Source organism: Streptococcus suis (genome assembly GCA_024583055.1).
GTDB lineage: Bacteria > Bacillota > Bacilli > Lactobacillales > Streptococcaceae > Streptococcus > Streptococcus suis_V.
This window is the reverse complement of the sequence record CP102145.1, coordinates 1,681,303-1,706,516: the sequence shown is the minus strand read 5'-3', so window position 1 is coordinate 1,706,516 and position 25,214 is coordinate 1,681,303. Positions and strand designations below refer to the sequence as shown.

The following is a 25,214-nucleotide window of genomic DNA, read 5'->3' as shown; positions in this document are numbered from 1 at the left end:
TGAAACAGTAGATTAGATAAAACTCAAAAAACCAACCTTGCGGTTGGTTTAGATAGCATTACTTATATAACATTAAGCTTTGTTTGCTGAACCAAATACGTCGATTCGCTCTTCAACAGATGCTTGGATAGCTTTTACGCCGTCAGCCAAGAATTTACGTGGGTCAAAGAGTTTTTTCTTGTCGTATTCTGCTTCGTTTGCTTCATAAGCTGCTGCAAACTTACGAGTTGCGTTTGCAAATGCGATTTGGCACTCAGTGTTAACGTTAACTTTAGCAACACCCAATTTGATTGCTTCTTGGATTTGTGCATCTGGAATACCTGAACCACCGTGCAATACGATTGGGAAACCTGGTACAGCTTCTGTCAATTTACGCAAGTGGTCAAGGTCAAGACCTTCCCAGTTTTCTGGGTATGGTCCGTGGATGTTACCGATACCAGCTGCCAAGAAGTCAATACCAGTTGCAACCATTGCTACTGCATCTTCGATTGGAGCCAATTCACCAGTACCAACGATACCGTCTTCTTCACCACCGATAGTACCAACTTCAGCTTCAACTGAGATTCCTTTAGCGTGTGCCAATTCTACAACTTCTTTTGCTTTTGCAAGGTTTTCTTCTACTGGAAGGTGTGAGCCGTCAAACATGATAGAAGTGTAACCAACTTCGATACACTCAAGTGCATCTTCGTAGTGACCGTGGTCAAGGTGAATAGCAACTGGAACTGTGATGTTCATTGACTCGATCAAGTTTGCGATCAAGTTGCGAGCTACTTTGTAACCACCCATGTACTTAGCTGCACCCATAGAAGTTTGGATAAGAACTGGAGCTTGTTTTGCTTCTGCTGCGCGCAAGATAGCTTGAGTCCACTCAAGGTTGTTTGTGTTAAATCCACCAACTGCATAACCGTTGTCACGCGCTGCTTGGACAAATTTTTCTGCTGAAACTAATGGCATTCTAAGAGCCTCCTAATATTTTTTGGGAGTCGTCCCCCATACCCTCTTATTTTAACACGATTCTCAAAAAAATGCTAGCTGAAACTGTATCCGTATGAGAAAATTTTCACATAACTTTCAGGCACAAAAAAAGACTGGTTAAACCAGTCTGAAAGTTCTATGCGGAGAGAGGGACTTGAACCCTCACGACCTAAAGCGGTCACAGGATCCTTAATCCTGCGCGTCTGCCAATTCCGCCATCCCCGCTGAACACTAGATAAGTATATCACGGGGTAATACCCTTGTCAACACTTTTTTGAAAAAAAGTTCATATTTATTACTTTCTTCTCTCCAGTACCACTATCTGATCATAGTCTGCCTCATGATATGAACGATGACTAATATGAATGACCGTTGTCCTCTCCAAGTCAAGCAGGGCTTGTTCCACCATGGCAAAGGTCCGATCATCTAAACCTGAAAGGGATTCATCTAGGAGCAAGACAGGTTTGTGGAGCAAGAGAGTCCGCACCAAGGCCAAGCGTTGTTGTTGCCCACCTGAAAGAGTTGATTCTGCATCAAATAGCTCACTTTCCAACTGCTGACGACTTGCAAAACGTTGTCCCAAGCCTACCAACTGCAACCAAGTAAGAACCTCCAACTCGTCAATATCCCTTCCCAAACTAATATTCTCCCAGATGCTGGCATGGAAGAGTTTCACTTTTTGTGGCAGAAAGGCAAGATAGGATTGAACCACCTCTTCTCCCACTTCCTTCAAAGACCGCCCATTCAGATAGACCCCTTCATTCCCTTGCCCCATTTGTCCCATCAGGAGGTAGGCTAAGGACGATTTGCCTATGCCACTCTCTCCCTGAATCAGATACTTCTTCCCAGGCTCAAAGTTTAGACTCAACCCCGAAAACAGGGGAGTTCCTTCTATAGAAAAAGAAAGATTGCACACCTGAAGAGAGGTGAATGAGTCTTTGGTTTTTTTGGAAAAAGGCAGAGCTGGTTCCTGTTTTAAGAGCTGCTCACGTAGATTGCGAACAGAAGCCATATCCGCGATAGACGATGCAATCAAGCTAATCGGCATGGTCAATTCTAAAGAAATACTATAAATTGCCACCAAGGCTCCTACTGTCATTTGCCCTGCCAAAATCCTTTGACCTCCCAGAAAGAGAATCAGAACCGTCAATAGATAGAAGAACAAACCAGATAGGACATTCAACAAGGCTGACAAAAAAGCCTTTCGGTCCTCCAGTTGATAGATTCGTTTGTATTGATGATTTGTCTTGTCAGAAAAATACTGGTTACGATTGGCATTTTTGATAATGGCTAGACCTGAAAGGAGGTCATTGAGCAGAATCTGATAGACAGCCTTCTCCCGCGAGATGGCTTCCTGAACCCTTTTCCGACTCTTTTGAAAAAGATAGGGTAGCCCAATCGGTACCAAGGTCAAAAGCAGGATTGCTATGGATACCTGGCTATCCAAACCAAAGAGAGCCAGACAGGCAAACAAGAAGGACACCACTCCTTGATAGAGGGAAAACAGGGTATCATAGTAGAGTTCCTTGACCATCTCGCTATCATTATGAATAGCTGAAACCCGTTCCGCTACTTCTGATTGCTTGAGCAAGCTGTGCCCCTGCAAAAAACGATTGACTAGAGTAGCCTGAATCTTGTAGCCAACCCTATTCAAAAACTGCTGATTACAGACTTGACGAACAAACTCTGCTAGCAGCATCAAGCATAAAATCGCAAGCAACTGCCAAATCTGTACCATAAAACCAGCCCTATCCCCACTAGTTAAACTATCGGTTATTCCTGCTATCTGGTAGTTAAAGAGCACGTTTAATCCTGCTACCAAGCTAATCGCCACCAATGTCGCGATAAAATGAAGGTTCCTCACTTCTTCTCCCTCCTTTTCCTAGATCACCATTACACATATTAAAAAGCTTAACAGAATCCACCAATTAGTCAAGCCTTGCCCATAAAAAACGAGCACCCTAAAAGGATGCTCAACTCAAATGCGCTTGTCAATACTTATTTGCTTTCATTCTCAACTGCAGCTGTGACAAAGGCAGTATAGAGTCCTTCAGGACGATTTGGACGAGATTGGAGTTCTGGGTGATACTGACAGGCCACAAAGAACTTGTTCTCAGGAATTTCAACAATCTCAACCAAGCGGTTATCTGGCGATACACCAGAGAAGACAAAACCAGCTTCTTCAAATTGCTGACGGAAGTCATTGTTAAACTCGTAGCGGTGGCGGTGGCGACGCTGGACAACTTCTTGGTTGTCATAGGCTGCAGCAGCCTTTGAGCCACGTTTGAGTTTGCTTGGATAGAGTCCCAGACGGAGCGTTCCGCCTAAGTCTTCAACACCAATTTGATCACGCATGATATCGATAATCGGATACTTAGTTTCAGGATCCAGCTCAAAACTATTGGCTCCATCTAATCCAAGAACGTGGCGAGCAAATTCCACACAGGTCAACTGCATGCCCAAGCAGACGCCTAACATAGGCACATCATTCTCACGCGCATAGCGAATGGCTTGAATTTTTCCTTCGGTACCGCGTTGACCAAAGCCACCAGGTACGATGATTCCCTGGGCTTGTCCAAGTCGGTCAGCTACATTTTCTGCTGTCAGGTCGTTGGCATTGACCCAATCCAACTCAATCGCAGCATCGTTGGCATAGCCAGAGTGTTTCAAGGCTTCTACAACTGAAATGTAGGCATCTTGGAGCTCGACGTATTTTCCAACAAGGGCAATCTTAACTGTTTTCTTGAGGTTCAATACCTTGTCAACCATGGCAGACCAGTCTGTCATGTCTGCTGGCGGTGTATCCAATTTCAAATGGTCGCAGACAATCTGGTCCATATTCTGGGCCTGTAAATTGAGCGGAATTTGATAAAGATGCTCCACATCGAGTGACTCAATAACCGCCTCCGGTGCCACATCGCAGAACTGGGCCAATTTATTTTTAATCCCTTGGCCGGCTGGCGCTTCTGTACGAATGACCAACATGTTGGGCTGAATGCCCAATCCGCGCAATTCTTTGACCGAATGTTGGGTCGGCTTGGTTTTCATTTCCCCAGCCGCCTTGAGATAGGGCAAGAGTGTCGTGTGAATATACATGACATTGTCCGCGCCCACGTCTGCTTTCATCTGACGCAGAGCCTCAAGGAAAGGCAGACTTTCAATATCACCGACAGTTCCACCGACTTCTGTAATAATCACATCGGCATCTGTAGTACGCGCAGCACGTTTAATTTTATCTTTCAAAGCATCCGTAATATGTGGAATAACCTGAACGGTTGCTCCTAGGTACTCTCCCTTGCGTTCTTTCCGAAGGACTTCGCTGTAAATTTTCCCTGTTGTCACGTTGGAATATTTATTAAGATTGATGTCAATAAACCGCTCATAATGTCCCAAATCCAAGTCTGTTTCTGCACCATCATCTGTTACAAACACTTCCCCATGTTGGTAAGGGCTCATCGTCCCTGGGTCAATATTGATATAGGGGTCAAATTTCTGAATGGTCACCTTGAGACCACGATTTTTCAACAAACGACCCAGACTTGCCGCCACAATTCCCTTACCAATCGACGAAACCACACCACCAGTTACAAAAATATATTTTGTCATGCAAACTCCTTTCCTCTGCTCATGTCGCATGGAGGGGGTAAGCAACATGAAGAAAAAACAAAAATAGCTCCCTATCAACTAGGGAGCCCTGACCTCAAAAGAGGTGCCCGATAATATACTAACTCAATTCGATGCGTTTGTCAATCTTGAACTTAGTCTTCTGTCGACTCGTCGTCAGAATAGTCGTCATCTTCTTCACCGACATCAACTTCTTCATCATCCGTCAATTCATCATCGAGGATAATTTCATTGATTTCTGAGTCGTATGATTCTACTTCATCCTTCTCATCATCTGGATTTTCATCATCGTATTCTGAACCAGGCTTGTCTTCGTAACTATCTTCATCTTCTGGATCATCGTTGCCATAATCGATAGCATCCTCATCACCATCCATGAAGGCATTGACACGTTTTTTCTTACGCTTTGGCGCATCTTCATCATCTTCTTCGAGAGTAATAACTTCCTCATCAATCTCATCGATGGCATACCATGAACGAAGACCCCATTTGTTTTCACCTAGCGGAATGAAACTACCGTCCACATTCAAGTCAGAATAGAAAGTTGGCAAGGCTACACGAATCTCACTGTTTGATTTTTCTAAATAATTCTGAATTTCATTGACCAAGTCATTGAAGTACATTTCATTGTCACGTCCACGTTCTTCCAAAATAGCACGAGCTACTTCAATCATGGAAAGTTCGCTTTTTTCTTGTCCTGCAAATACGTTAAGTTCCAAGGCTTTTCTCCTTTTTTGTCTTTCCTTTCTATTTTACGCTAAAAAAAGCAAATAGTCAAAGATAATCTTTATCGTTTTTCTGTAAAAAATACCTGCAGAGCTCAGCGCTACAGGTATTTTGTTTACTATACTTGTTCTTCTAAACTTGGAAGGGAGATGGTCCGTTTGACCCCATCCTTATCTACAAGTCGAACAACTTTGCTTGCTGCATCATATTCGAAAGCTTCAAAAGAAACTCTGTAACGGTCTGAGAGTGTGACCAGACTTTGTTCAAAGGTTTTGAAGTCCATGCCAAACTCTTCTGCTCTTCGTTTTAATTCTTCTGTAAACTCGTCAATTTCCTCAGTTTCCTCAGAAATAATTTCTTCATCACTTTCTTCCGTCTCTATTTCTTCTGTCGATTCAGATGGTGTATTTGGTGTAAATACTCCCCAGCCATCGTCTGAAACTGGGCGTTCTTGTGGATTAGTCATGTAGTATTTAACCGTTGCTAGGAAATCTTCTAGACTATACCCTTCAGGACTTCTTGCACTACCTTGGTCAAACCATTTAAAGGATACATAGTGATAGTGATCTTGATGCGGAATTACCAGAGTCCCGTTGCGTACTTCGGTCGCATAGCCAGCATTGTAGGTCAGTGCTTCGAAAGGAACGACTTTCTTCGCTTCAACTCGGTTGTAAATTTCCTCTGCTGTTTCTTTGGCAACTTGCGGCTGTTCTGGCCTTGTTGTCTCGCCTGCACTTGCTTCTGTTTCAGTTGGTACAGGTGTTGACGGTGAACTAGAATTAGATTTCTCACGTTGAGCCACCATAGCCTCTGCTGGGATTAGCTCGCTTAAGTAATTCAAATCACTCTTGTTAATCCGACGGTAACCATCTGTAATTACACGTGGGATGCGATAGTTATCCGTACCTATTTTCACTTTGGGATCTAATAGGTCTGCTGGATCAAAAATATAGCCATCTTTTGTTGTGTATTTCCCTGCAGACTTAGCTTCAGCCAGTTCTGTTGCAGAGTGAACAATCTGCCAGTTTTTCAACCCTTCACGTTTTTCAATCGGTGTAACATTTTTAGCCAGTATTTCTGCATCACGCTGGTCCAAGAGAGCCTGGACTGCCGCCAACTCCTTGTCTGACAGCTCTTTTTTGGTGATAGATCGGAGGGAACCACCGGTCGCCCGTGGCAGGCTGAAGGCGTCGCTGAAGATAAAGCTGGCCGGATCCAGGACGTCCTCTGGGGTAAAGATATAGCCGTCGTTGGTAGCAAAGCGGCCCTGGGCGCGTGCTGCTGCCACTTCCTCAGCCGTGTGGATAATCTGCCAGTTTTTCAGGCCGGTACGCTGAGCCTGGTCGGTCGCATTGGCAATCGGTGTCAGGGCATTTGGATCCATAATATCATCGCCATGACCTGCTGTGGTCCAAGCTGCAGGACGAACCTCTGGGTGCTGCATAATGTAGCGAATGGTCGCAATCTGCTCCTTGCTCAGCCAGCTGTAAGGCAGGATGTGGATATGGTCGATATGGGGAATGACAAAGGACTCGCCTGTATCGTAGGTCGCGTTGGCTCCCTTCATTGGAATCTTGTCAATGCTGACGTGCATAGCTGGTGCCAAATCTCCAGCAACCTGTGGAGCCGTATCAAAGCGGTAGTCCTTGTCCAGTTCCATCAGGCGCAATTCTGCAAAGGAAATCTTCATCAAGTCCAATTCATCTCGGCTGTAACGGTAGCTTTTGCCGTCCAGCTGAACTTGGTAGAAGACCTTGCCTGCCTCAAGCTGCTTGCCAGTCACGGCTTGCGGATCAAAGACTGGTTTGTTTACGCTCGTATCAACTGGACTTGGTTGAGTCGGTTGTTCAGGAAGAGCTGGTTGGCTTGGCAGGACTGGAAGTGTCGGCGCCGTCGGCTGACTTGGTTTTGGAGTGGCTGGTTTATTAGCAGGCTTAGCATTTCCTGTCAAGCCTTGCTTTTCCCGAACCCATTCTTCGACTTGCTTGATTTCAAAGTCTTCTAATTCGCCAAAGCCGATATAGTGGAAATGGTCGCCGTGGCTACCAATCAAGCCCTGGTCATCAACAGATGTGATGCTGGCCTTGCTGAAGGTGTAGCCGTCGCTGGTGAAATAGACCTTGCCATCCAAACCCTTGCCGTAGGCAGGGATGCGGCGACCTAGATAGGTAACAAATGGCTGGTTAGTGGCTTGGGAATCAGTAGGACCTGGTTTTGGTGCAGGACTTAGCTGGGCTTGATGAGGGGGCTTGGCTGGTGTGGCTGGCTGGGTTGTGCCTGTCGGATAGTCAGTCCGCGTCGGATGGGTAGCTGTATGCCCTGAGCCTGCTCTGCTATTTTCCCCAATCATCCGAGCAATCTGAGCCTCCAGTGGCGACATCTGGCTGTAAGGGATGAAATGATAGTGGTCGCCGTGGGGGATGATGACGCCGGCAGCGGTCTTTTTGCTAATCATGCGTGGGTCAAAGACCAGACCGTCGGCCTCTACATGGCGCTGGGAGAGCGGTGTAGCATCCAGCTGGGCCAAGAGGCTGTTCAAGTCTTGACCTGAGTGGCTTGAAAGGGAGGTCGAGCCAGTCTGGCCCTGAGACGGGTAAGTGGCCTTGGTCGACTGACCCTTGTTTGAGGACTTGCCATCAATATGGGCCTGGGCTGCCTGTAACTCGGACGGAGACAAGTCCTTCTTAGGAATAAAATGGAAGTGGCTACCGTGAGGCACGATGAAGCCGTCTCCCGTGTCCTCAATCACATCAGTAGGGTTGAAGACATAGCCGTCATCGGTCTTATAGCGACCATCTGCTGTCCGGCCGCTACCAGCCTCCTGATAGGTCTTGTCCGAAGAGGATACACCCTTCTGTCTCTGAACTTCCTCCTTGGTTCGCACATTTTTCTGCTGCTTTTTATCTTTGAGATAGAGGTAATACTGGCCATCCACCTTAATCACATAGCCATCCTGGACTTCATTGACAATGTGGCTGTCTTGGAGGACATAGGCTGGGTCGGTCATAATCAGCTCTTCGCTGAAAATCGCGTCGAAGGGCACCTTGCCATTGTAGTAATGGAAATGGTCACCGTGGGAAGTCACATAGCCCTGGTCGGTGATTTTGACCACAATCTGCTCGGCGTCGATATTTTCCTTGGCAGAAACTTCCTCTGGCGTCAACTGTTCAGCCAGCATACTCTTTTCTGTCTGGCTGTCTTCGATGTAGGCTACTCGGTTCTTGCTGTCTTCCGTGGCTTGGTAACGTCCCAACTGGTAGCTACAAATGCTCATGCCCAGAACCAGGGCGGCCACTGAACCAACTAATTTCTTGTTTTTCATGTTTTCTCCTTTACTGTAATTCCTTGGCGAGGGTGTCTAAGACGGCATCTAGATTTTCCAGATAGGTTAGATTGTTTTCTGGATCTGCCTCAAGTGGGTCCAAGATTTTCAGGTCAACACCTGTGGAGCTCTTCAAGGTCTGGGCCAGCTTGTCTGACTTGCCCTTTTCCACAAAAATGGTTTTGACATCGTAGGTATCGACAAATTCCTTGATTTCTGCCAATTGTCGTGGATTAGGCTCTTCCTCTGACACACCAGCTATGCCCAGTTGCTGGAGGCCGTAGCGCTTAGCCGTATAGGAAAAGGCTGTGTGCTGGGTGACGAAGGTCTTGGATTTTGTTTTTTCAAAGATAGGCTTGTACTTGTCTGCCAAATCCTGGTATTGCTGCTGGAGCTTGCTGGCATTTTCGTTGTAGTAACTAGCCCGCTCAGGGTCTGCCTCAGCCAGTAAATTACCAATCAAGACCGCCTCCTGCCCCACCAGAACTGGGTCCAACCAGGTATGGGGGTCGTAGAGACTGGCCTCGTCCATGCCCTCTGTCACCTCCACATCCTCCAGACCAGGAACTCGCTGTAGCTCTAAACCACTGGAGGCCTCCAGGACCTTGACCTTGGAACCTTGCACATTCGGCTCCAGGCGACCGGCCCAGGACTCCAAAATCTTAGAATGGTAGATTAAGACATCTGCGTCGTATATTCCCTTGACATCTGCTGGCGAGGGCTCATAGGAATGAATCCCATTTCTGGAGCCAATCATACGAATGTCATTGTAGTCACCAGAAATTTCCTTAACCAGTGAATAAATTGGGTAAAAGGAAGTCACAATCCGCAGGCCAGATTGGACTTGGCTAGACTGGCTCTGCTGGCCACAGGCCGGGAGGACTAGTAGCATGAGTGATAAAAAGAGATATTTCATCCACTTCATTAGATTTCTCCTTGTTTTTAGTTAACCAGTTAACTATAACACAAAGTAGTTAACCAGTCAAGTATTTTTTGATAAAAAAGACAAAACAGTTGTTGACTGTTCTGTCTGATGGATATTATAATTCTGCAATCTGGCTCAAATTTACTTCTGCAATGGTATCATTACCAAACATGGAGATAACCATCTTAACCTTGTTATTATCGATTTCAGTGATTTTACCAGTGCAGTCTGTGAAGGCACCGTCAATGATGCGGACTGTGTCGCCCACCTTGACATCGATATCTCCTTGGACTGTTTGTCCCATAGATACCAGGATTTGGCGGATTTCTTCTTCCAAGAGTGGAGTTGGTTTGGAACGGTTACCGTGAGAACCCACGAAACCTGTAACGTTTGGCGTATTACGAACCACGAACCAAGCCTCGTCAGTCATGACCATCTCTACCAAGACATAACCTGGGAAGCGGTTTTCTTCCACTTCTTTCTTTTCGCCGTTCTTTTCTACCTGAACCGTCTGGGTTGGGATTTCCACGCGCAAGATGTTTTCCAACATATTGTAGGTATGTGCACGTTGAAGAAGGTTTTCTTTTACCTTGTTCTCGTATCCTGAATAGGTTTGTAGAACAAACCAGCCTTTATCAAAACTATCGTACATAGTCGTTCCTTTCTTTTGAAAGCTGTATTGAAGACGCTAAAAAAAGCCCGAAGGCTTTCGCTTTTCTTTATTATACCACTTCCATTTTACAAATGGCAAGTATTTTACTAGAAAAGATTGATCAAGCTCATCAAGCCCTTGGACAAAATGAGGTCAAATAGATACACAAGTACCACGAAGAAGGCTGTGTATTCTACGACTGAGAAGAAATCTTTCCAACTCTGCTTGCGCGTTGGCCAGGCAGTGTCTTTTAAAATACGGAAAATATCTGCGACGAATTTCACCTGCTACTCCTATCTAGTTTCCTTGTGGACCGTGTACTGACCACAGTGTTTACAAAATTTATTTACTTCTAACCGTGTTGGCTTGGGATTGCTCGATAGGGAAATAGAATAGTTACGAGATCCACAAACTGTACAGGCTAAGCTTGCTTTTTTTAGTGCCATATAGCCCTCCAATAAACCTTATTTTATCATGTTTTAGTTCATTTGACAACTACTCAAACCAACTTCTTATATTGTCTATGAGGGTGCGTGCTCGCTCAGGTAGCTGGGCATCAATGATTTGTTGCTTGGTTTCTTCTAGAAGCTGTCTTGCTCGGTCACTGATTTCCTGGATTTGCTCTGGGCTGATGACCGGCTCTGTCGGTCCTGTCTCCACTTGATTGATAGGCACAATGCCATTCATGGCGTAAGCATTGTCCACTGTAAATGGTGTCCCGCTGGTCTGACTCAAGAGATTGGCCGCAACTGTTTGGAAGAGCACAGGCGCCTTCCAGGAATTATTGGCATCGATATAGTGGGTCTCGTCAGTCTTTTCAAAACCAACCCACTGGCTGATAACCAAGTCAGGTGTATAGGCGATAATCCACTGGTCATTGATAAGAGAGACATCAAAGTTGGTCTCGGTCGTCCCCGTCTTTCCGGCTAGATTGTAGCCGTAGACATCCGCATTGACCCCTGTACCGTTGGTAAAAGTTCCCAGCATCATAGAGGTCATCTTGTCTGCCACTGACTTATCGATCACCTTGGTCGACTGAGAACGGTGGTCCACGATGACCTTGCCATTGGCCGTTTCAATACGGCTAATCAGATGAGCATCCTTCATGGTCCCATGGTTGGCAAAGGCGCCATAGGCCTGGGCCATTTGCAGGGCATTGGTCTCCACTCCAGATCCTATAGCCACTCCCAGTACCTTTTCAACCTTATTCATGTTCAGGCCAAATTTTTTCCCGTATTCAAAGGCGGTGTCAATCCCCAAGGTGTCGACAATGGATGCTACAGGCAAATTGTAAGACAGGGCTAAGGATTGGTACATGGGAATAGATTCCGATGTAGACAGGTCATTATTCTGCAAGGTATAGGTCCCGTAGGTCGTCGTGTGGTTGTCCAGCTCTTTATCAATTTCCCAGCCTGCCGACACTGCCGGAGCATAGGCAACCAAGGGCTTGATGGTCGAACCCGGACTTCTCTTGGCCTGGGTCGCGAAATTGAAGTTACGGAAGGCATAATCTTCGGATGAATTAACCCGCCCAACCAGCGCTCGAACGCCACCTGTAGACGGATCCAGGGCCACGCTTGCCCCCTGAGCATAAGAACTATCATAGGCAGACTGCGGGAAGAGACTCTCGTCATTAAAAATCACTTGGAGATTGGCCTGAGAGGTCTGATCCATCTCCGTATAAATCCGGTAGCCGTTGTTGATAATGTCACTTTCTTTCAATCCATATCGGTCAATAGCCTCTGCAATAACCGCATCAAAATAAGAGGGATAGGCATAGTTGCTAGCCTTGCCCGCATAAGCATCGTAGAGCTGACTGCCCACGTCCACCTGCATTCCTGCATCAGCAGTTGCCTGATCAATAAACTGGGCATCCACCATGACCTGCAAAATAGTATTACGGCGATTGGTCGCATTTTCAATGGAATAATAAGGATTGTAAATCTCAGGCCCCTTGAGCATGCCGGCTAAAACAGCCGATTGCTCCAGACTCAAATCGCTAGCATTAACCCCAAAATACTTGAGACTAGCATCCTGAATCCCCCAGACCCCGTTGCCAAAATAGGCATTGTTGAGGTACATGGTCAGGATTTCCTGCTTGCTATATTTTTTATTGATTTCAAGGGCCAGGAAATACTCCCTCGCCTTCCGGCTAATGGTCTGGTCCTGAGTCAGGAAGGCATTTTTGGCCAACTGCTGGGTAATGGTCGAACCACCCCCAGACCGGCCCAAGGTGAGGAAGGCCAGCAGGGTCCGCTTGTAGTTGATACCAGAATTTTCATAAAAAGTCCTGTCTTCCGTAGCGATGACGGCATTTTCCAAATTATCCGAAATGGCATCCAGCTCCACATAGGTTCCTTTCTGCCCCGACAGGGTACCAGCTTCCACACCGTCCTTGTCATAGATAACCGTCTTGGCCTTGAGGGCCTCCTGCAAATCGCCAACATTTGCGGTCTTGGCTAGGAAGAAGAGATAGCCTCCCACCGTCAGTATCAAAACACCCAGGATAATCAGAAGAATTTTAGTCAGCTGGTAACGGCGCCAAAATTTGCGAGCAGGCTCTGGAATCCGACTTTCCTTTTTAGGTTTATCGGACCTGTCACGACTGCCTCGGGCTGAGCGACGGCTAAATCTGGTTTTCTTCCCACTTTCTAAACCTGGTAGGTCTATGTTTTTCGTTTCTCCCATGTCAGACTCTGCGCTTGTAAATTGGTCGCTAGTATAGGCCTTGGTCTGGTCCAGAGACTCGAAATCCTCTGGCACTTCAATGGGCTCAAACTGCAAATCGTCCTTGTCCATGCCCCCTCCTCTTTCTCTAGTTTTGGACTATTATACTATATCGGCCCGAATTTTTCAGCTACCAATCCTTTGGTTGAACTGTGACAGCCCATAAAATCGGTCTTAGGACTGAAAATATGGTAGAATAGGACTATTCTCTATTGATAAGGAAAAGACTATGACTGAAATCTACGACATTACCATTATCGGCGGTGGTCCTGTTGGGCTCTTTGCTGCCTTCTACGCCCATCTGCGCCAGGCCAAGGTCAAAGTGATTGATTCGCTACCCCAACTCGGTGGACAACCCGCCATCCTCTACCCTGAAAAATCCATCCTGGACATTCCTGCCTTCCCAAGCCTGACTGGTCAAGAATTGACGGACAACCTGCTAGCCCAATTAGCCCCATTTGACACCACTATTTGCCTCAATGAAACCCTGACAGCTATCCAACCGGGCGAAGTCATCACTTTGACAACCAACAAGGACACCCACCAGACCAAGTCGGTCATCATCGCCATGGGTGGTGGCGCCTTCAAGCCCCGTCCTCTGGAGATTGACGGAGCTGACAGCTATGAAAACGTCCATTACCATGTGTCCAATATCCAGCAGTACGCAGACAAGGATGTCGTTGTCTTGGGTGGTGGCGACTCCGCTGTTGACTGGTCTCTGGCCTTTGAAAAAATCGCCAAAACCACCAGCATCGTCCACCGACGCGACAATTTCCGTGCCCTAGAGCACAGCGTCGAGGACCTGAAAAAGTCTAGCGTCGCCATCCACACTCCCTATGTTCCTAAGGAACTTTCTGGGGAAAATGGCAGAGCTGCTGCTATTCGTTTCGACAAGGTCAAGAGCGAGGACCAGCTCACCCTGAACTTCGACCACCTCTTTGTCAACTACGGTTTCAAATCATCGGTCGGAACCCTGAAAGAATGGGGATTAGACCTGCATCGTCACCGCATTTTAGTCAACAGCAAACAGGAAACCTCGCAGGCCGGAGTCTATGCTATCGGCGATTGTTGCTACTACGAAGGCAAGGTTGACCTGATTGCTACAGGCTTTGGCGAGGCTCCGACTGCCGTCAACAATGCCATGAACTACATCAATCCAAACGAAAAAGTGCAACCAAAACACTCAACCAGCCTATGATGAAAATTGACATTCGCATTCCCCAAGCCTTTCCAGAATTGACTGTCAAAGAAGTCTTGGAAGATTATTTTCTCATTCCCAGAAAAATCCGCCACTTCCTCCGCACCAAAAAACACGTCACCATCAATGGGCAAACCGTTAACTGGCAGAGTTCCATTGCTCCCGGTGACCTGCTAGAATTGACCTTTGATGAGGAAGATTATCCGGAAAAGACGATTCCTATGGGACAGGCAGACTTGGTCGAAGAGCTCTATCAAGATGAACATCTGATTATCGTTAACAAGCCCGAAGGAATGAAGACCCACGGCAATGAGCCGACGGAAATCGCCTTGCTCAACCATGTATCAGCTTATGTCGGTCAAACCTGCTATGTGGTCCACAGGCTGGATATGGAGACCAGCGGAGCCATTCTTTTTGCCAAAAATCCCTTTATCCTGCCCATTCTCAACCGTCTCTTAGAGGATAAGGTCATCTATCGCGATTATCTAGCCCTCTGCCAAGGTCATCTCAAGCAGGAGAGTTGGACCATTACAGACAAAATCGGGCGCGACCGTCATGATCGCAGGAAACGATTGGTCGATCACCGCAAGGGTCAGGAGGCTGTCACTTATGTCAAACAACTGGAAAAAGTCGGCAAGAACAGCCTGATTTCCTGCCGCTTAGAAACTGGACGCACCCACCAAATCCGCGTCCACCTAGCCCACCACGGTCATGCCCTCATTGGCGACCCACTCTATAGCAAAGTCAGCGCTCCCCGCCTCATGCTCCACGCAGCCCGCCTCAGCCTGACCCACCCACTGACACTCGAAGAAATTAGAGTAGAAGCAAGGTCGGGGAGTTTTGAGAAAGAACTGAAAAAAAGCTGAAGTTTCAGCTTTTTAACTTGCATATAATTTTATGTTGGTTACCCGCTTTACTCATACTCAATGAGGTTCTGTTGCAAAGTTTTAAATAAAGAATAAAATCCCTTACGGTATCTATGATTTAAGCTGGGATTCCCAATAATACCTTGATTTCAGTACAGACCGAAAACCCGAAGAGAGTGCCTTCTTTTCGGGTTTTCTTATATAATCCTCGAATGGCTTCCATGCCTTTAATCGTGGTAGAGGCAGTGCGTAAACTTCGATAGAATTTATTGCGTCTCTTTACTGGACGATGGTCTTGTTCAATCAAATTATTCAGGTATTTAATGGTACGATGTTCTGTCCCTTGATAAAAGCCGTATTCTTTTAGTTTCTTAAAGGCACTTGTAATAGAGGGGGCTTTATCTGTGACTACAACCTTCGGTTCATCAAACTGCTTCACTAACCGCTTAAGAAAAGCATAGGCTGCTTGTGTGTCCCGTTTTTTACGTAACCAAATATCCAAGGTTAAACCATCTGCATCGATGGCTCGATACAAATAATGCCATTTTCCTTTAATTTTGATGTACGTTTCATCCATTTTCCATGAATAGAAGGATTGTCTATTTTTCTTTTTCCAAATTTGATAGAGTAGTTTGCCATATTCTTGCACCCAACGATAAATCGTCGTATGACAAACATTTATTCCACGATCATATAAGATTTCTTGAACTTCACGATAGCTAAGGTTATAACGAAGATAGTAGCCCACGGCTACAATAATCACATCCTGCTGAAATTGCTTTCCTTTAAAATGATTCATCGTCATTCCTCCTGCTATCTTTTTCCTTCATTTTACATTAAAATAGACTTATGAGGAAACTTTGCAACAGAACCCGATTTTCTCAGTCAATTTCATGTGGAAGCTGTTGGTATGGAAAGCACAGGTGTTTATTGGCGACCTGTCTGGCATGCTCTATGTGATGACTTCAAGTTGATACTCGCTCAACCAGCCCACATGAAGGCTATTCCAGGTCAGAAAACCGACAAGAAGGATGCTCACTGGATAGCCAAATTAACACGGATTGGGCTGCTTCCTCGGAGTTTCGTTCCCGATGAAACCATTCAAGAATTGAGGGAGTTGACCAGACAACGAAAACATTATGTGGAAAGTCGCAATCGAGAAACCAACCGTATCCATAAAATTCTTCAGTCAGGTGGCATCAAGCTAACAACCTATATCGAAGATATTATGGGGCTATCTGGTCGCAATCTCCTTCAGCTACTGGTTGATGGGACGCCTATTACACCTCGTATTGTCCATCAATCAGTTTACACCAGCTTGAAGAAGAAAGTGCCGCAGCTTCTGGAAGCCTTGGATGGCTATTTTTCTGACCATCACCGCTTCATGTTAAAGCAGTCCTTAGAGATTTATGATTTTTATCAGAAGCAGATTGAGTTGTTGGAAGAGCGAATGAATGTCTATCTATCACAATATGAAAACCATGTAGAAATATTGGATTCCATCCCAGGCATTGATGTCATTACAGCCTCCGTTATTATTTCTGAGGTTGGTGTTGACATGAGTCAGTTTCCTACTGCTGGACATTTAGCTTCTTGGGCTGGACTTTGTCCAGGTAATAATGAGAGTGCTGGTAAAAAACGAAGTACCAAGATTCGACACGGAAATTCTTATTTGAAGAAATGTTTATGCCAGGCCGCTTTCGCTGTCAAAAAACAAAAAGGAAGTCCTCTAGCAGACCGATTTTATCAGATTCAAAGTCGGCGTGGTTCACAAAAAGCAACAATTGCACTCGCACATCAATTATTAAAAATAGCTTATATCCTTTTAAAAGAGCAGATAACGTATCCTGAATTTTTAGCACAGAAAAAGACTACTAGGGACGAGCTAGTAGCCTAACATAAAAAATTTTTTCGCTTTGATTATATCATAGGGAGGGAGTTTTTGCATTCTTTTGAGTTTTCGTATAAGAACTCGACCATTCATAGAAGAGTTCGTCAACAAGTCCTTATTTCCAGTTGTTGAGCTGAAACAGTCTATCCCCAGACTGTTTCACTCCCACCCCCGCATAGCTCCAAAGGTTCGGGGAACCTTTGGAGGTCGGAGATAGAGCGAACAGGCTTCGCTATAAAACTGTCTGGGTGATAGTTTGAGGTTGGAGATGAAGCGAACTCTGTTCGCATCAGTCGTAGAGGTCAGATTTGGAGTGTGAAACACGAACAAATCTACCAATCAACCACTGCGCTGAGATGTTGACACGAACTCTGAGAAGCGAGGCTGGACTTTCTGCCCTGCCTCTTCAAAAACGCTGAAGGTAGAACTCTGTCGCTCTCTCGTTTCAAGGCGACAGGCTGAAAACCTCCCCCGGATCTTTTCACTCACCAAGGCTCTTGACAACGGATAAGATGATTTTCGAAGAGTATCAAATCCCCTGGCCAATCAGCTGCTCCGTCCACATGACATCATCATAGACAAAACCAAGATTGGTCTCACCGTCCAAACCATAGATAAGACGGACAGATATCTTCTCACCGGCCTTTATTTTCTCAGCTAGATTGACATCATAGGTCCGTAAGTCCAGGGTCAAAGGGAAGTCCGTTGAAAGGTCAATCAGGTTAAAATAATATTCGTCAAAGTAAATATCTTCCTGACCAGGATTTTCCACTTCCAAATCCACCACATAGGCCGAAGGGTAATAATCATCCACCAGATCCACGCTGTCGTCTTGTCCCATGGATTTCACCGTCACGCGCAGGCCATCCGCAAAGTCAACACTTTCTCCGACCTCGTGCTCTCTATAGGTCCTGGTGCTATCAAATTCCGTAGAAGGCTGGTCCAGAGAAAGCTCGCTAAAGCCAAGACCAATGATGAGTAACAAGCAAGTCACACCCAGCACAAGACTGGCTACAGCGCCAATTATGGTGGTCCAAAAGAGGGGCTGTTTGTAGAGAGCTTTCTTAGGATAGTACATATAGCCGTCTTCGACGACGAAATCTTTCTGCTGCATAGGAACTCCTTATTTCAAGCTGGCTGTAGGCAGGTCGATGCCTGCTTGGCGTAGGGCATCTTGATAAAATCCTAAAAATTGATGATAGACCTTGCTCTGCTGACCATTGGCCACAAAGAGGTTGATCCGGTAGACAAATTGTCCAGTAGCTGTATTCTGCGGTCCTAGAACCGTGATACCTGTAATCTGGTCATTCTTTCCCAGTTCCCGACGATTGACCTCTTCGATGACCTGGGCAACTCGGTCCAAATCCGTATTAAACTTGAGCGGAATGTCCACCTGGGCCCGCATGTCACCACGAGACTGATTGCTGACGACTAGGATATTTCGGTTGGGAATGAAATGCAGGGTCCCGTCCGCATCCCGTACCTGGCTGGTCCGAATGCCCATACTAACAACCGTTCCAGTAATGGTAATCGGTCCGTTGGTCAGCTTAACCACATCTCCCACATCAAATTGACGCTCCACTAGAATAAAAAATCCATTGACCAGGTCCGATAGAAAGCCTTGCGCCCCCATACCGACAGCCACACCAGCAATCCCAGCTCCAGCTAGAAGGCTGGTTACTGGCAGACCGAGAATACTCAAAATACAGTAAATCAGGATAAAATAAAGTAGATAGCTAAGCATACTCTCAACCAGGCGGCTAATGGTCTTTTGACGACCAATATCCTGGGTAGAAACCTTGAGTGAGGGAATCAAAATCCGCTTGACTGAGCCCTTGGCAATCTTTTTGATGACCAGGAAGGCCAGGAAAAGTAGAACCAGGGACAGGACCTTATTGAGCCCCTTGGTCAATAGATCTTCTAGATTAAATTGGGATAAGTATTTGTTGATAAAATCATTCATGACACTATTATAGCAGAAAAGACAGCCGAAACTGTCTTTTTCTCTATTTCTTCTCTTTAAAATATTCCCGCGTTTCCTTGATAATGATTGGAGATAGGGCCAGTAAGGCAATCAGGTTCGGCAGAGCCATGAGACCATTGACAATATCTGCGATAATCCAAATCAAATCCAGCTTGAGGAAACCGCCCAGAGCCACCATGATAACAAAGAGAATTCGGTAAGGAGTAATGGCCTTGGTACCCATCAGATATTCCACACAACGCTCCCCGTAATAAGACCAGCCCAGAATAGTCGTATAGGCAAAGAGGACAAGACTGATCGTCAGGGCCAGGGCACCTGGATTACCAAAGACTGTTGAAAAAGCTGATTGAGTCAGAGGGGCTCCCGCAAGTCCCTCGACTGTCCATTTGCCAGTCACCAAGATGGTCAGACCCGTCAGGTTACAGATGATGACGGTATCGATAAAGGTACCTGTCATGGAAATCAAGCCCTGCTCCACTGGATTGTCTGATTTGGCTGCTGCTGCTGCGATAGGAGCCGAACCCAGACCAGATTCATTTGAGAACACTCCGCGTGCAATCCCGCGCTGAATGGCATCCTTGACGGTAGCTCCAACAAAACCACCTACGGCAGCTGCGGGACTAAAGGCTGATTTCAGGACCAGACCTAGGGTAGGTAGTAGCTGGTCTGCATGAAGAACCAAGATACTCACGGCTGCCAAAATATAGAGAATAGCCATAAAGGGCACGATTTTGGTCGAAATATCCGAGATTTTCTCAATCCCACCAAAGATGAAAAAGGCCACCGTCACCGCAGTGACAACACTGACAAACTGTGGCGCCAGTCCAAAGCTAGATGACACCGAAGATGCAATCGAATTGACCTGAGAAAAGGTTCCCATTCCAAAGAGGGCTACCAAGACACCCGATACCGCAAAAAAGATAGCCAAGGGTTTCCATTTGGGACCCATCCCCAAGGTGATATAATGCATAGGCCCACCAGCCGCTTGACCGTTGGCGTCCTTGGTCCGGTACTTGATAGCCAAGAAACCTTCCGCATACTTGGTTGCCATACCAAAGAAGGCTGCCACCCACATCCAGAAAAGAGCTCCTGGGCCACCTGTCGTAATGGCTGTTGCCACCCCGACAATATTTCCCGTACCAACCGTGGCCGCTAGGGCCGTACAAAGGGCCGCAAAACTAGAAACGTCGCCATCCCCAGATTGATCACTCTTGAAAATCAAACCAAACGCCTTTGGCAATTTACTGATTTGAAAAAGTCCCATACGGACCGTAAAATATACACCCGTTCCGACCAAGAGTAACAAGAGGGGTGGACCCCAAACAAAATCATTGATGTGCTGCATCAATTCTAACATAGCTTCCTCCTAAGTATGATTCCTAATCCGATAAAGCTGCCGGAAAAAAACAAAGAGGTTGAATAACTTCAACCTCTAGAATCAACGCGAAAGACAACAGAAAATCCCCTGTCTTCAATGCGCTCTGTCCTTTTACCTGAGAGTTTCAGCAGCCCTACTTTTCCAAGCAGAACTACCTTGCCCCTTCGGTGCCTTATGGTCTCTCCAGAGTTCCGTCCTTTGGACAGTCAGTTGCCTTTCTGCCCACTATCAACCGGTTATTTAGTTTTATCTCGCTCTATTTTAGACTATTTTTCAGAAAAAATCAAGAATGTTTTCAAAAAATTATCCCAACAAGTCCAAAAACAGGCCATATCCTGCTGCTTCCATTTCCTCTCTCGGTATGAAACGAAGGGCTGCGGAGTTTATACAGTAACGTAATCCACCCTTGTCACGCGGTCCGTCATCAAAGACATGACCTAAATGAGCATGACCAGCCCGACTGCGGACCTCAATTCGGTTCATACCGTGAGATAAGTCTTGATAGTAGCTAGCTACTTCCTTGGAAATAGGCTTGGTGAAGGACGGCCAGCCACAACCTGAGTCGAACTTGTCTGTGGATAAGAACAAGGGTTCGCCAGTCGTAATATCGACGTAGATACCAGCCTGGTCGCTATTCCAAAACTCATTTTCGAAGGGTCTTTCCGTCGCAGCTTCTTGAGTGACTTGGTACTGGAGGTCGGTCAAGCTGTCTTTTAAGACTTGTTGGTCTGGCTTTTGGTAGTCTGCAACATCAATCAGAGGGATTTTTGCCTGCCCAAGATCGATATGGCAGTACCCTTGGGGATTTTTCTTGAGATAATCCTGATGGTAGTCTTCGGCGGGGATGTAATGCGCGAGTGGCTCCACTTCAACGGCTAGGGGACGTCCGCCAAAGAGCTGGGACTGCTCCGTCATAACCTGCTCGATGGTCGGTAAATCAGCTTCATCGGTGTAATAGATACCAGTCCGATACTGACGACCTTTGTCAGGTCCCTGCTGATTGACAGAGAAGGGGTCAATGACGCGGAAATAGTAGAGGAGAATTTCCCGCAAATTGATACGAGTCTCATCATAGGCTAGATAGAGTGTCTCTGCGTGGTCTGTTTGTTTGAGGAGTTGATAATTGGTCGTCTCCACCTGTCCATTGGCATAGCCAACGCTAGTGTCAAGAATACCATCGATCTGGGAAAAGTAGCCTTCCATCCCCCAGAAACAACCGCCTGCTAGGTAGATTTCTTTCATGTGAGTTTCCTCCTATATCATCTAATCTATTCTTAAAAGTAGGACGCATACTCCTCCCGCCTACTCTATCTCATCTTGAATTTCTTCATTTTTTGTATCTGTGTTGGACAACTTTTGCTCAATATACTGGTCAATATACTGGTAAACCTCCTTAGCATCTGCCTGTGACAAGCTGGCAACCTGGTTGACCTTGACCGTCAATTTCTCTAATCCGTATTTCGACTTTTCCTTGACTAATTTTTCCAATTCTTGTTCGGTCAGTTCTTGTCCGACAATGGTAATCTCCAACTGATTTTTAGTTTTATTATAAGTCCGGCTAAGAATAGTGTGAGAGGTAAATTTCTCACTAATGTATTGATTCATGGCATCCTTACGGGCATAGTCTAAGACCAGATTTCCTGCTGAAAGCAGACTCGGAATGGTCAAGGCAAGGACTAGAGCCGTCATACCATATCTCAATTTTGGGTTCAATTTGTTCAATTCAACTGCCTTGGTCCGTCGCATCATAAAGCGGGAGCCGAAAAAGGTGGTCAACATGATGAAGATACAGTTGATCAAAAAGAGGTAGAGGGCTCCAAAGAAGTACTGGGTATTACCATGAGCCAAGCCAAAACCTGCTGTACAAATAGGAGGCATGAGGGCTGTCGCAATGGCAACACCGGGCACAATATTATTGGCCTCTTTTTTCCGACTGCCAATCACTCCAGCAATTCCGCCAGCAATGGCAATAATAATATCCCAGACTGTCGGCGAAATTCTAGCAGTCAACTCTGTACTGGCTACTGTAATCGGCGAAAGATAGAAATAGATGCTGGATACCAACAGGCTAATAACAACTTCGACAGCCAGCAACTTCAACGCCTTCTTCATCAAGGCAAGGTCATAAATCGCCAAGCCCAGACCAAGCCCAACAATCGGTGTCATCAAGGGGGAAATCAGCATAGCACCGATAATCACTGCCGTGCTATTCATATTTAAACCAACAGAAGCAATAAAAATCGCACACATTAGGATAACTATATCACGAGTCTGTAAATCCAACTCTTCAAAGAGCTTATCACGGTATTCCATGGTTGTAAAATACTTGTTTTTCATATTCTCCACTCTCAGTTTTTTAGGTGACTTTATTATAACAATCTATTTTTTGATAGATAAAAAGGACTTTTCTCAGTCCTTCCTAGCTAGGCAATTTCTGCCAAGATTGCTTTGATTTGGTCTTTGGTATGCACACCTGCTACTTGTTTCACAACCTGTCCGTCTTTTTTGAACAATAGAGTTGGGATAGACATGATTCCAAATTGACGAGCTGTGTTTGGATTCTCATCAACATCCATCTTGTAGATACGCAGTTCATCTTCATCCACTTCGCCTGCTAATTGCTCTAAGATTGGTGCTTGCATGCGGCATGGACCACACCAAGGTGCCCAAAAGTCAACAAGGACTACGCCTTCTTGTGTTTCAACTTCAAAGTTTGCATCTGTAATAACTTGAACCATAATTTTCTCCGTTTCTGTTTTTGGTACTATCATTCTACACCAAATGAAAAGAGAATGCGAATATTTGCTACGGAAGAGAAATGATATAGACATGCTTAAACAATTGTGATTTGAAAGAATATTAGTTATTCTAAACTAAATCGCAGGGAGACGAGGGGGAAATGGGAGACTGTTTTGCTTGTCAAGTCTAGATGTAGCCAAAAACAAGCTCACTCTTAAAAGGTCTTCCCTACATAGCCTGCTAGAGCTTCAATGGTTTGAGCTTGGTGGTGATCCGCAAAGACTGTTGTATCTGTATTGAGCCCTTGGATGGCGGTCATATCTTCTTCTGCCAATGTAAAGTCAAAGATGTCAAAATTCTGACGGACACGCTCTGGATTGGCAGATTTCGATAAGGAAACAATGCCTGACTGGAGTTGGAAGCGGAGCATGACCTGGGCAGTTGATTTGCCGTATTTATTGGCGATCTCTGTCAAGATAGGATTAGTAAAGACGTCAAATTTCCCTTCTGCAAAGGCTCCCCAGCTTTGGACTTGGATGTCCTTGCTAGCTAGATAAGCCCGTTCTTCTGGTTTTTGGTTGAAAACATGGAGTTCAATCTGATTGACCATCGGCTTTACTGTATTAAAGAGAGCTAGGTTGGCAATCTGGTCTGGTTTGAAATTAGATACGCCAATGGCACGGATTTTCCCTTCCTGATAGAGTTCTTCTACGGCTCGCCAAGCTCCAAAAGTATCTCCTACTGGCTGATGAAGTAGGTAGAGATCCAGATAATCCAAGCCCAGCTTTTCCATAGAGGCCGCAAAAGCTTCCTTGGCACCATGATAGCTCATATCCGAAATCCACAATTTGGTCGTAATAAACAGTTCCTCCCGTGGCACACTCGCATTGCGAATAGCACGACCAACCGCCTCTTCATTGCCATAAGCCTGAGCAGTGTCAATCAAGCGATAACCTGTCCGAATAGCTTCTTCAACAACCTGTTGGCAGGTTTCTGGGTCTGGAATTTGGAAGACTCCAAATCCGACTGTTGGCATCTCAACTCCGTTGTGTAATGTAACTGTTTGCATATTTATTCTCCCTGATCTAAATGTTCTTGTTCAAAGCGTAGCAAGTGACTATCATAGGTCGCCACCTTGTGACTCAACATTTCCAAGACGGCTTCTTGCTGAGCAATTTGCTCCTTCAACCACTCTTCCTGCTCCTGTAAAATAGCCTTTCGAGCAGCAATAGTACAATCACCCTGTCGCACAAGGTCAACATAATCCACCAAGCTTTCAATGGACATCCCAGACTTACGGAGCATTTTGACCAAAAAGAGCCAGTCAATCGACTGCTGGTCAAATTGCCGGTAGCCGTTTTTGTCTCGCGGCACCTGTAAAAGCCCGATTCGTTCATAATAGCGAATGGTGTCATTGGACAAGTCCAGTTCCTCCGCCACTTCTTTCATCGTTTTCAAAATATCACTTCCTTTCACCAGCTGATGATAATACGATTATAAACTATGGAGTCCACTCCATAGCAAGCAAAAAAAGAAAAAAGTTGAACCTTTTCAACTTTTTTCCGTCAAATCCACCACATAGGTCAGTTCCTGATAGACATCTTCTATGTCAAAGAGATCCAAGCCAGCTTCTTCACTGACTACATAAACACCTTCTCTCAAATAGTAGGGAACCGGCTGACCTTCCATATCTGAAAAGGACAATCTACCTCGCTCTAAATCAATTCCGAAACGGAAGGTTGGAACGTCCTTGAGTGCTCCAACGACTAGATAATCAGTGCAGACCAATTGTCCCCCCCATTTTTGATACAAATGGTTGGCTGCGTCATCCTCACGAGTAAAGATGGCTAGTTTCTCTACACCTTGCTCTCTCAACTCCTGCTCTGCTTTTTCATAAAGTGCCTGGGCAATGCCCTTCCCTTGAAAATCAGGGTGGACTGCTAGGTTAGTAAAATAAGCTGTTCGCTTACTTGGTGCGTAAACATAAGATCGGCTGCACTCCTCTGTGTAAATATCGATGTCGATTAGACCAACAATTTGTCCGTCTACTTCAGCCACCCATTCCACACGATGATCATAAACGTCTGTCATTAGTTCGGGCTTCTCTGTTTCTCTATCATCAAAGAATGGAGAGAAGAGGTAGCTGAGTGCCTTACAGTAAACCCAGCCTTTTTCATCACTGGTTTGATATTTTCTGATAATCATAT

At 45.7% G+C, this 25,214-nt stretch carries 22 protein-coding genes, 1 tRNA gene, 1 pseudogene and 1 riboswitch; of the genes and pseudogenes, 3 read left to right on the top strand and 21 right to left on the bottom strand.

Annotation, left to right across the window (positions count from 1 at the left end; translation table 11 throughout):
- Nucleotides 1-72: 72 nt before the first annotated feature.
- From NQZ91_08545 to pbp2a, 11 genes are all read right to left on the bottom strand, one after another.
- Nucleotides 73-954 (bottom strand): fructose-bisphosphate aldolase, encoded by an 882-nt coding sequence (locus NQZ91_08545; protein UUM57390.1) that lies wholly within the window; start codon nt 952-954, stop codon nt 73-75.
- A 160-nt stretch (nt 955-1,114) separates the two neighbouring features.
- Nucleotides 1,115-1,200: transfer RNA gene (locus NQZ91_08540), tRNA-Leu, on the bottom strand.
- A gap of 70 nt (nt 1,201-1,270) precedes the next feature.
- Nucleotides 1,271-2,839 (bottom strand): ABC transporter ATP-binding protein/permease, encoded by a 1,569-nt coding sequence (locus tag NQZ91_08535; protein ID UUM57389.1) that lies wholly within the window; start codon nt 2,837-2,839, stop codon nt 1,271-1,273.
- Between the two features lie 134 nt (nt 2,840-2,973).
- Nucleotides 2,974-4,581 (bottom strand): CTP synthase, encoded by a 1,608-nt coding sequence (locus tag NQZ91_08530; protein UUM57388.1) that lies wholly within the window; start codon nt 4,579-4,581, stop codon nt 2,974-2,976.
- 152 nt (nt 4,582-4,733) lie between these two features.
- Nucleotides 4,734-5,318, bottom strand: a complete 585-nt coding sequence (gene rpoE, locus NQZ91_08525; protein UUM57387.1) for a DNA-directed RNA polymerase subunit delta — start codon at nt 5,316-5,318, stop codon at nt 4,734-4,736.
- A 125-nt stretch (nt 5,319-5,443) separates the two neighbouring features.
- Nucleotides 5,444-8,647, bottom strand: a complete 3,204-nt coding sequence (locus NQZ91_08520) for a pneumococcal-type histidine triad protein (protein UUM57386.1) — start codon at nt 8,645-8,647, stop codon at nt 5,444-5,446.
- Nucleotides 8,648-8,657: 10 nt separating this feature from the next.
- Complete coding sequence (locus NQZ91_08515; protein ID UUM57385.1) at nt 8,658-9,572, bottom strand: zinc ABC transporter substrate-binding protein; 915 nt, start codon at nt 9,570-9,572, stop codon at nt 8,658-8,660.
- A 115-nt stretch (nt 9,573-9,687) separates the two neighbouring features.
- Nucleotides 9,688-10,224, bottom strand: coding sequence for a transcription termination/antitermination protein NusG (gene nusG / locus NQZ91_08510; GenBank protein UUM57384.1), 537 nt, complete (start codon nt 10,222-10,224; stop codon nt 9,688-9,690).
- Nucleotides 10,225-10,331: 107 nt separating this feature from the next.
- Nucleotides 10,332-10,508: a preprotein translocase subunit SecE gene (secE, locus tag NQZ91_08505; GenBank protein UUM57383.1), complete on the bottom strand. Its 177-nt coding sequence runs from the start codon at nt 10,506-10,508 to the stop codon at nt 10,332-10,334.
- Between the two features lie 9 nt (nt 10,509-10,517).
- Nucleotides 10,518-10,670 (bottom strand): 50S ribosomal protein L33, encoded by a 153-nt coding sequence (rpmG, locus tag NQZ91_08500; protein ID UUM57382.1) that lies wholly within the window; start codon nt 10,668-10,670, stop codon nt 10,518-10,520.
- Between the two features lie 49 nt (nt 10,671-10,719).
- Nucleotides 10,720-12,912: a penicillin-binding protein PBP2A gene (gene pbp2a, locus NQZ91_08495; GenBank protein ID UUM58848.1), complete on the bottom strand. Its 2,193-nt coding sequence runs from the start codon at nt 12,910-12,912 to the stop codon at nt 10,720-10,722.
- Between the two features lie 268 nt (nt 12,913-13,180).
- Between pbp2a and NQZ91_08490 the strand changes: the two genes are divergently transcribed.
- Nucleotides 13,181-14,149 carry an NAD(P)/FAD-dependent oxidoreductase gene (locus NQZ91_08490; protein ID UUM57381.1) on the top strand — a complete coding sequence of 323 codons (969 nt, stop codon included), beginning with the start codon at nt 13,181-13,183 and terminating at the stop codon, nt 14,147-14,149.
- Nucleotides 14,149-15,015: an RluA family pseudouridine synthase gene (locus tag NQZ91_08485; protein UUM58847.1), complete on the top strand. Its 867-nt coding sequence runs from the start codon at nt 14,149-14,151 to the stop codon at nt 15,013-15,015. Before NQZ91_08490 ends, NQZ91_08485 begins: the two co-directional genes overlap by 1 nt.
- Nucleotides 15,016-15,133: 118 nt before the next feature.
- Here the strand turns inward: NQZ91_08485 and NQZ91_08480 are convergent, their stop codons facing one another.
- On the bottom strand, nt 15,134-15,814 hold the full coding sequence (locus NQZ91_08480) for an IS6 family transposase (protein ID UUM57380.1): 681 nt from the start codon (nt 15,812-15,814) through the stop codon (nt 15,134-15,136).
- Nucleotides 15,815-15,889: 75 nt separating this feature from the next.
- On the opposite strand from NQZ91_08480, the pseudogene NQZ91_08475 reads away from it, so the two are divergent.
- Nucleotides 15,890-16,904 (top strand): annotated as a pseudogene (locus NQZ91_08475) (IS110 family transposase).
- Between the two features lie 531 nt (nt 16,905-17,435).
- On the opposite strand, the gene NQZ91_08470 reads toward NQZ91_08475, so the two are convergent.
- The 9 genes from NQZ91_08470 to NQZ91_08430 all read right to left on the bottom strand — a co-directional run bounded on the left by NQZ91_08470 (nt 17,436) and on the right by NQZ91_08430 (nt 25,212).
- Complete coding sequence (locus NQZ91_08470) at nt 17,436-18,020, bottom strand: DUF4352 domain-containing protein (protein UUM57379.1); 585 nt, start codon at nt 18,018-18,020, stop codon at nt 17,436-17,438.
- Between the two features lie 9 nt (nt 18,021-18,029).
- The gene (locus NQZ91_08465) at nt 18,030-18,869 is read right to left on the bottom strand and encodes a mechanosensitive ion channel family protein (protein UUM57378.1); all 840 of its coding nucleotides are present in this window, start codon (nt 18,867-18,869) and stop codon (nt 18,030-18,032) included.
- Nucleotides 18,870-18,912: 43 nt separating this feature from the next.
- Nucleotides 18,913-20,247 carry a sodium:alanine symporter family protein gene (locus NQZ91_08460; GenBank protein ID UUM57377.1) on the bottom strand — a complete coding sequence of 445 codons (1,335 nt, stop codon included), beginning with the start codon at nt 20,245-20,247 and terminating at the stop codon, nt 18,913-18,915.
- A 114-nt stretch (nt 20,248-20,361) separates the two neighbouring features.
- A riboswitch (glycine riboswitch) is annotated at nt 20,362-20,465 on the bottom strand.
- 106 nt (nt 20,466-20,571) lie between these two features.
- Entirely contained in the window at nt 20,572-21,510 is a 939-nt protein-coding gene (gene msrB / locus NQZ91_08455; GenBank protein UUM57376.1) for a peptide-methionine (R)-S-oxide reductase MsrB, read from the bottom strand.
- 60 nt (nt 21,511-21,570) lie between these two features.
- Nucleotides 21,571-22,605, bottom strand: coding sequence for a DUF389 domain-containing protein (locus NQZ91_08450; protein ID UUM57375.1), 1,035 nt, complete (start codon nt 22,603-22,605; stop codon nt 21,571-21,573).
- Nucleotides 22,606-22,691: 86 nt separating this feature from the next.
- The gene (gene trxA / locus NQZ91_08445) at nt 22,692-23,006 is read right to left on the bottom strand and encodes a thioredoxin (protein UUM57374.1); all 315 of its coding nucleotides are present in this window, start codon (nt 23,004-23,006) and stop codon (nt 22,692-22,694) included.
- Nucleotides 23,007-23,221: 215 nt separating this feature from the next.
- Nucleotides 23,222-24,076, bottom strand: coding sequence for an aldo/keto reductase (locus NQZ91_08440; GenBank protein ID UUM57373.1), 855 nt, complete (start codon nt 24,074-24,076; stop codon nt 23,222-23,224).
- Between the two features lie 2 nt (nt 24,077-24,078).
- A complete protein-coding gene (locus NQZ91_08435; protein ID UUM58846.1) occupies nt 24,079-24,456 on the bottom strand; it encodes a MerR family transcriptional regulator in 378 nt (125 codons plus the stop codon).
- 102 nt (nt 24,457-24,558) lie between these two features.
- Nucleotides 24,559-25,212: a GNAT family N-acetyltransferase gene (locus NQZ91_08430; protein ID UUM57372.1), complete on the bottom strand. Its 654-nt coding sequence runs from the start codon at nt 25,210-25,212 to the stop codon at nt 24,559-24,561.
- Between the last annotated feature and the right edge of the window lie 2 nt (nt 25,213-25,214).

What these genes read in the sequence shown, in the direction of transcription:
- NQZ91_08480 (UUM57380.1), bottom strand. Translation starts at nt 15,814, where the DNA reads ATGAATCATTTTAAAGGAAAGCAATTTCAGCAGGATGTGATTATTGTA.
- trxA (UUM57374.1), bottom strand. Translation starts at nt 23,006, where the DNA reads ATGGTTCAAGTTATTACAGATGCAAACTTTGAAGTTGAAACACAAGAA.
- NQZ91_08485 (UUM58847.1), top strand. Translation starts at nt 14,149, where the DNA reads ATGAAAATTGACATTCGCATTCCCCAAGCCTTTCCAGAATTGACTGTC.
- NQZ91_08515 (UUM57385.1), bottom strand. Translation starts at nt 9,572, where the DNA reads ATGAAGTGGATGAAATATCTCTTTTTATCACTCATGCTACTAGTCCTC.
- NQZ91_08465 (UUM57378.1), bottom strand. Translation starts at nt 18,869, where the DNA reads ATGAATGATTTTATCAACAAATACTTATCCCAATTTAATCTAGAAGAT.
- NQZ91_08460 (UUM57377.1), bottom strand. Translation starts at nt 20,247, where the DNA reads ATGTTAGAATTGATGCAGCACATCAATGATTTTGTTTGGGGTCCACCC.
- NQZ91_08490 (UUM57381.1), top strand. Translation starts at nt 13,181, where the DNA reads ATGACTGAAATCTACGACATTACCATTATCGGCGGTGGTCCTGTTGGG.
- NQZ91_08520 (UUM57386.1), bottom strand. Translation starts at nt 8,647, where the DNA reads ATGAAAAACAAGAAATTAGTTGGTTCAGTGGCCGCCCTGGTTCTGGGC.
- pbp2a (UUM58848.1), bottom strand. Translation starts at nt 12,912, where the DNA reads ATGGGAGAAACGAAAAACATAGACCTACCAGGTTTAGAAAGTGGGAAG.
- NQZ91_08440 (UUM57373.1), bottom strand. Translation starts at nt 24,076, where the DNA reads ATGCAAACAGTTACATTACACAACGGAGTTGAGATGCCAACAGTCGGA.
- NQZ91_08470 (UUM57379.1), bottom strand. Translation starts at nt 18,020, where the DNA reads ATGCAGCAGAAAGATTTCGTCGTCGAAGACGGCTATATGTACTATCCT.
- nusG (UUM57384.1), bottom strand. Translation starts at nt 10,224, where the DNA reads ATGTACGATAGTTTTGATAAAGGCTGGTTTGTTCTACAAACCTATTCA.
- NQZ91_08530 (UUM57388.1), bottom strand. Translation starts at nt 4,581, where the DNA reads ATGACAAAATATATTTTTGTAACTGGTGGTGTGGTTTCGTCGATTGGT.
- msrB (UUM57376.1), bottom strand. Translation starts at nt 21,510, where the DNA reads ATGAAAGAAATCTACCTAGCAGGCGGTTGTTTCTGGGGGATGGAAGGC.
- NQZ91_08450 (UUM57375.1), bottom strand. Translation starts at nt 22,605, where the DNA reads ATGAAAAACAAGTATTTTACAACCATGGAATACCGTGATAAGCTCTTT.
- NQZ91_08545 (UUM57390.1), bottom strand. Translation starts at nt 954, where the DNA reads ATGCCATTAGTTTCAGCAGAAAAATTTGTCCAAGCAGCGCGTGACAAC.
- NQZ91_08435 (UUM58846.1), bottom strand. Translation starts at nt 24,456, where the DNA reads ATGAAAGAAGTGGCGGAGGAACTGGACTTGTCCAATGACACCATTCGC.
- rpmG (UUM57382.1), bottom strand. Translation starts at nt 10,670, where the DNA reads ATGGCACTAAAAAAAGCAAGCTTAGCCTGTACAGTTTGTGGATCTCGT.
- NQZ91_08430 (UUM57372.1), bottom strand. Translation starts at nt 25,212, where the DNA reads ATGATTATCAGAAAATATCAAACCAGTGATGAAAAAGGCTGGGTTTAC.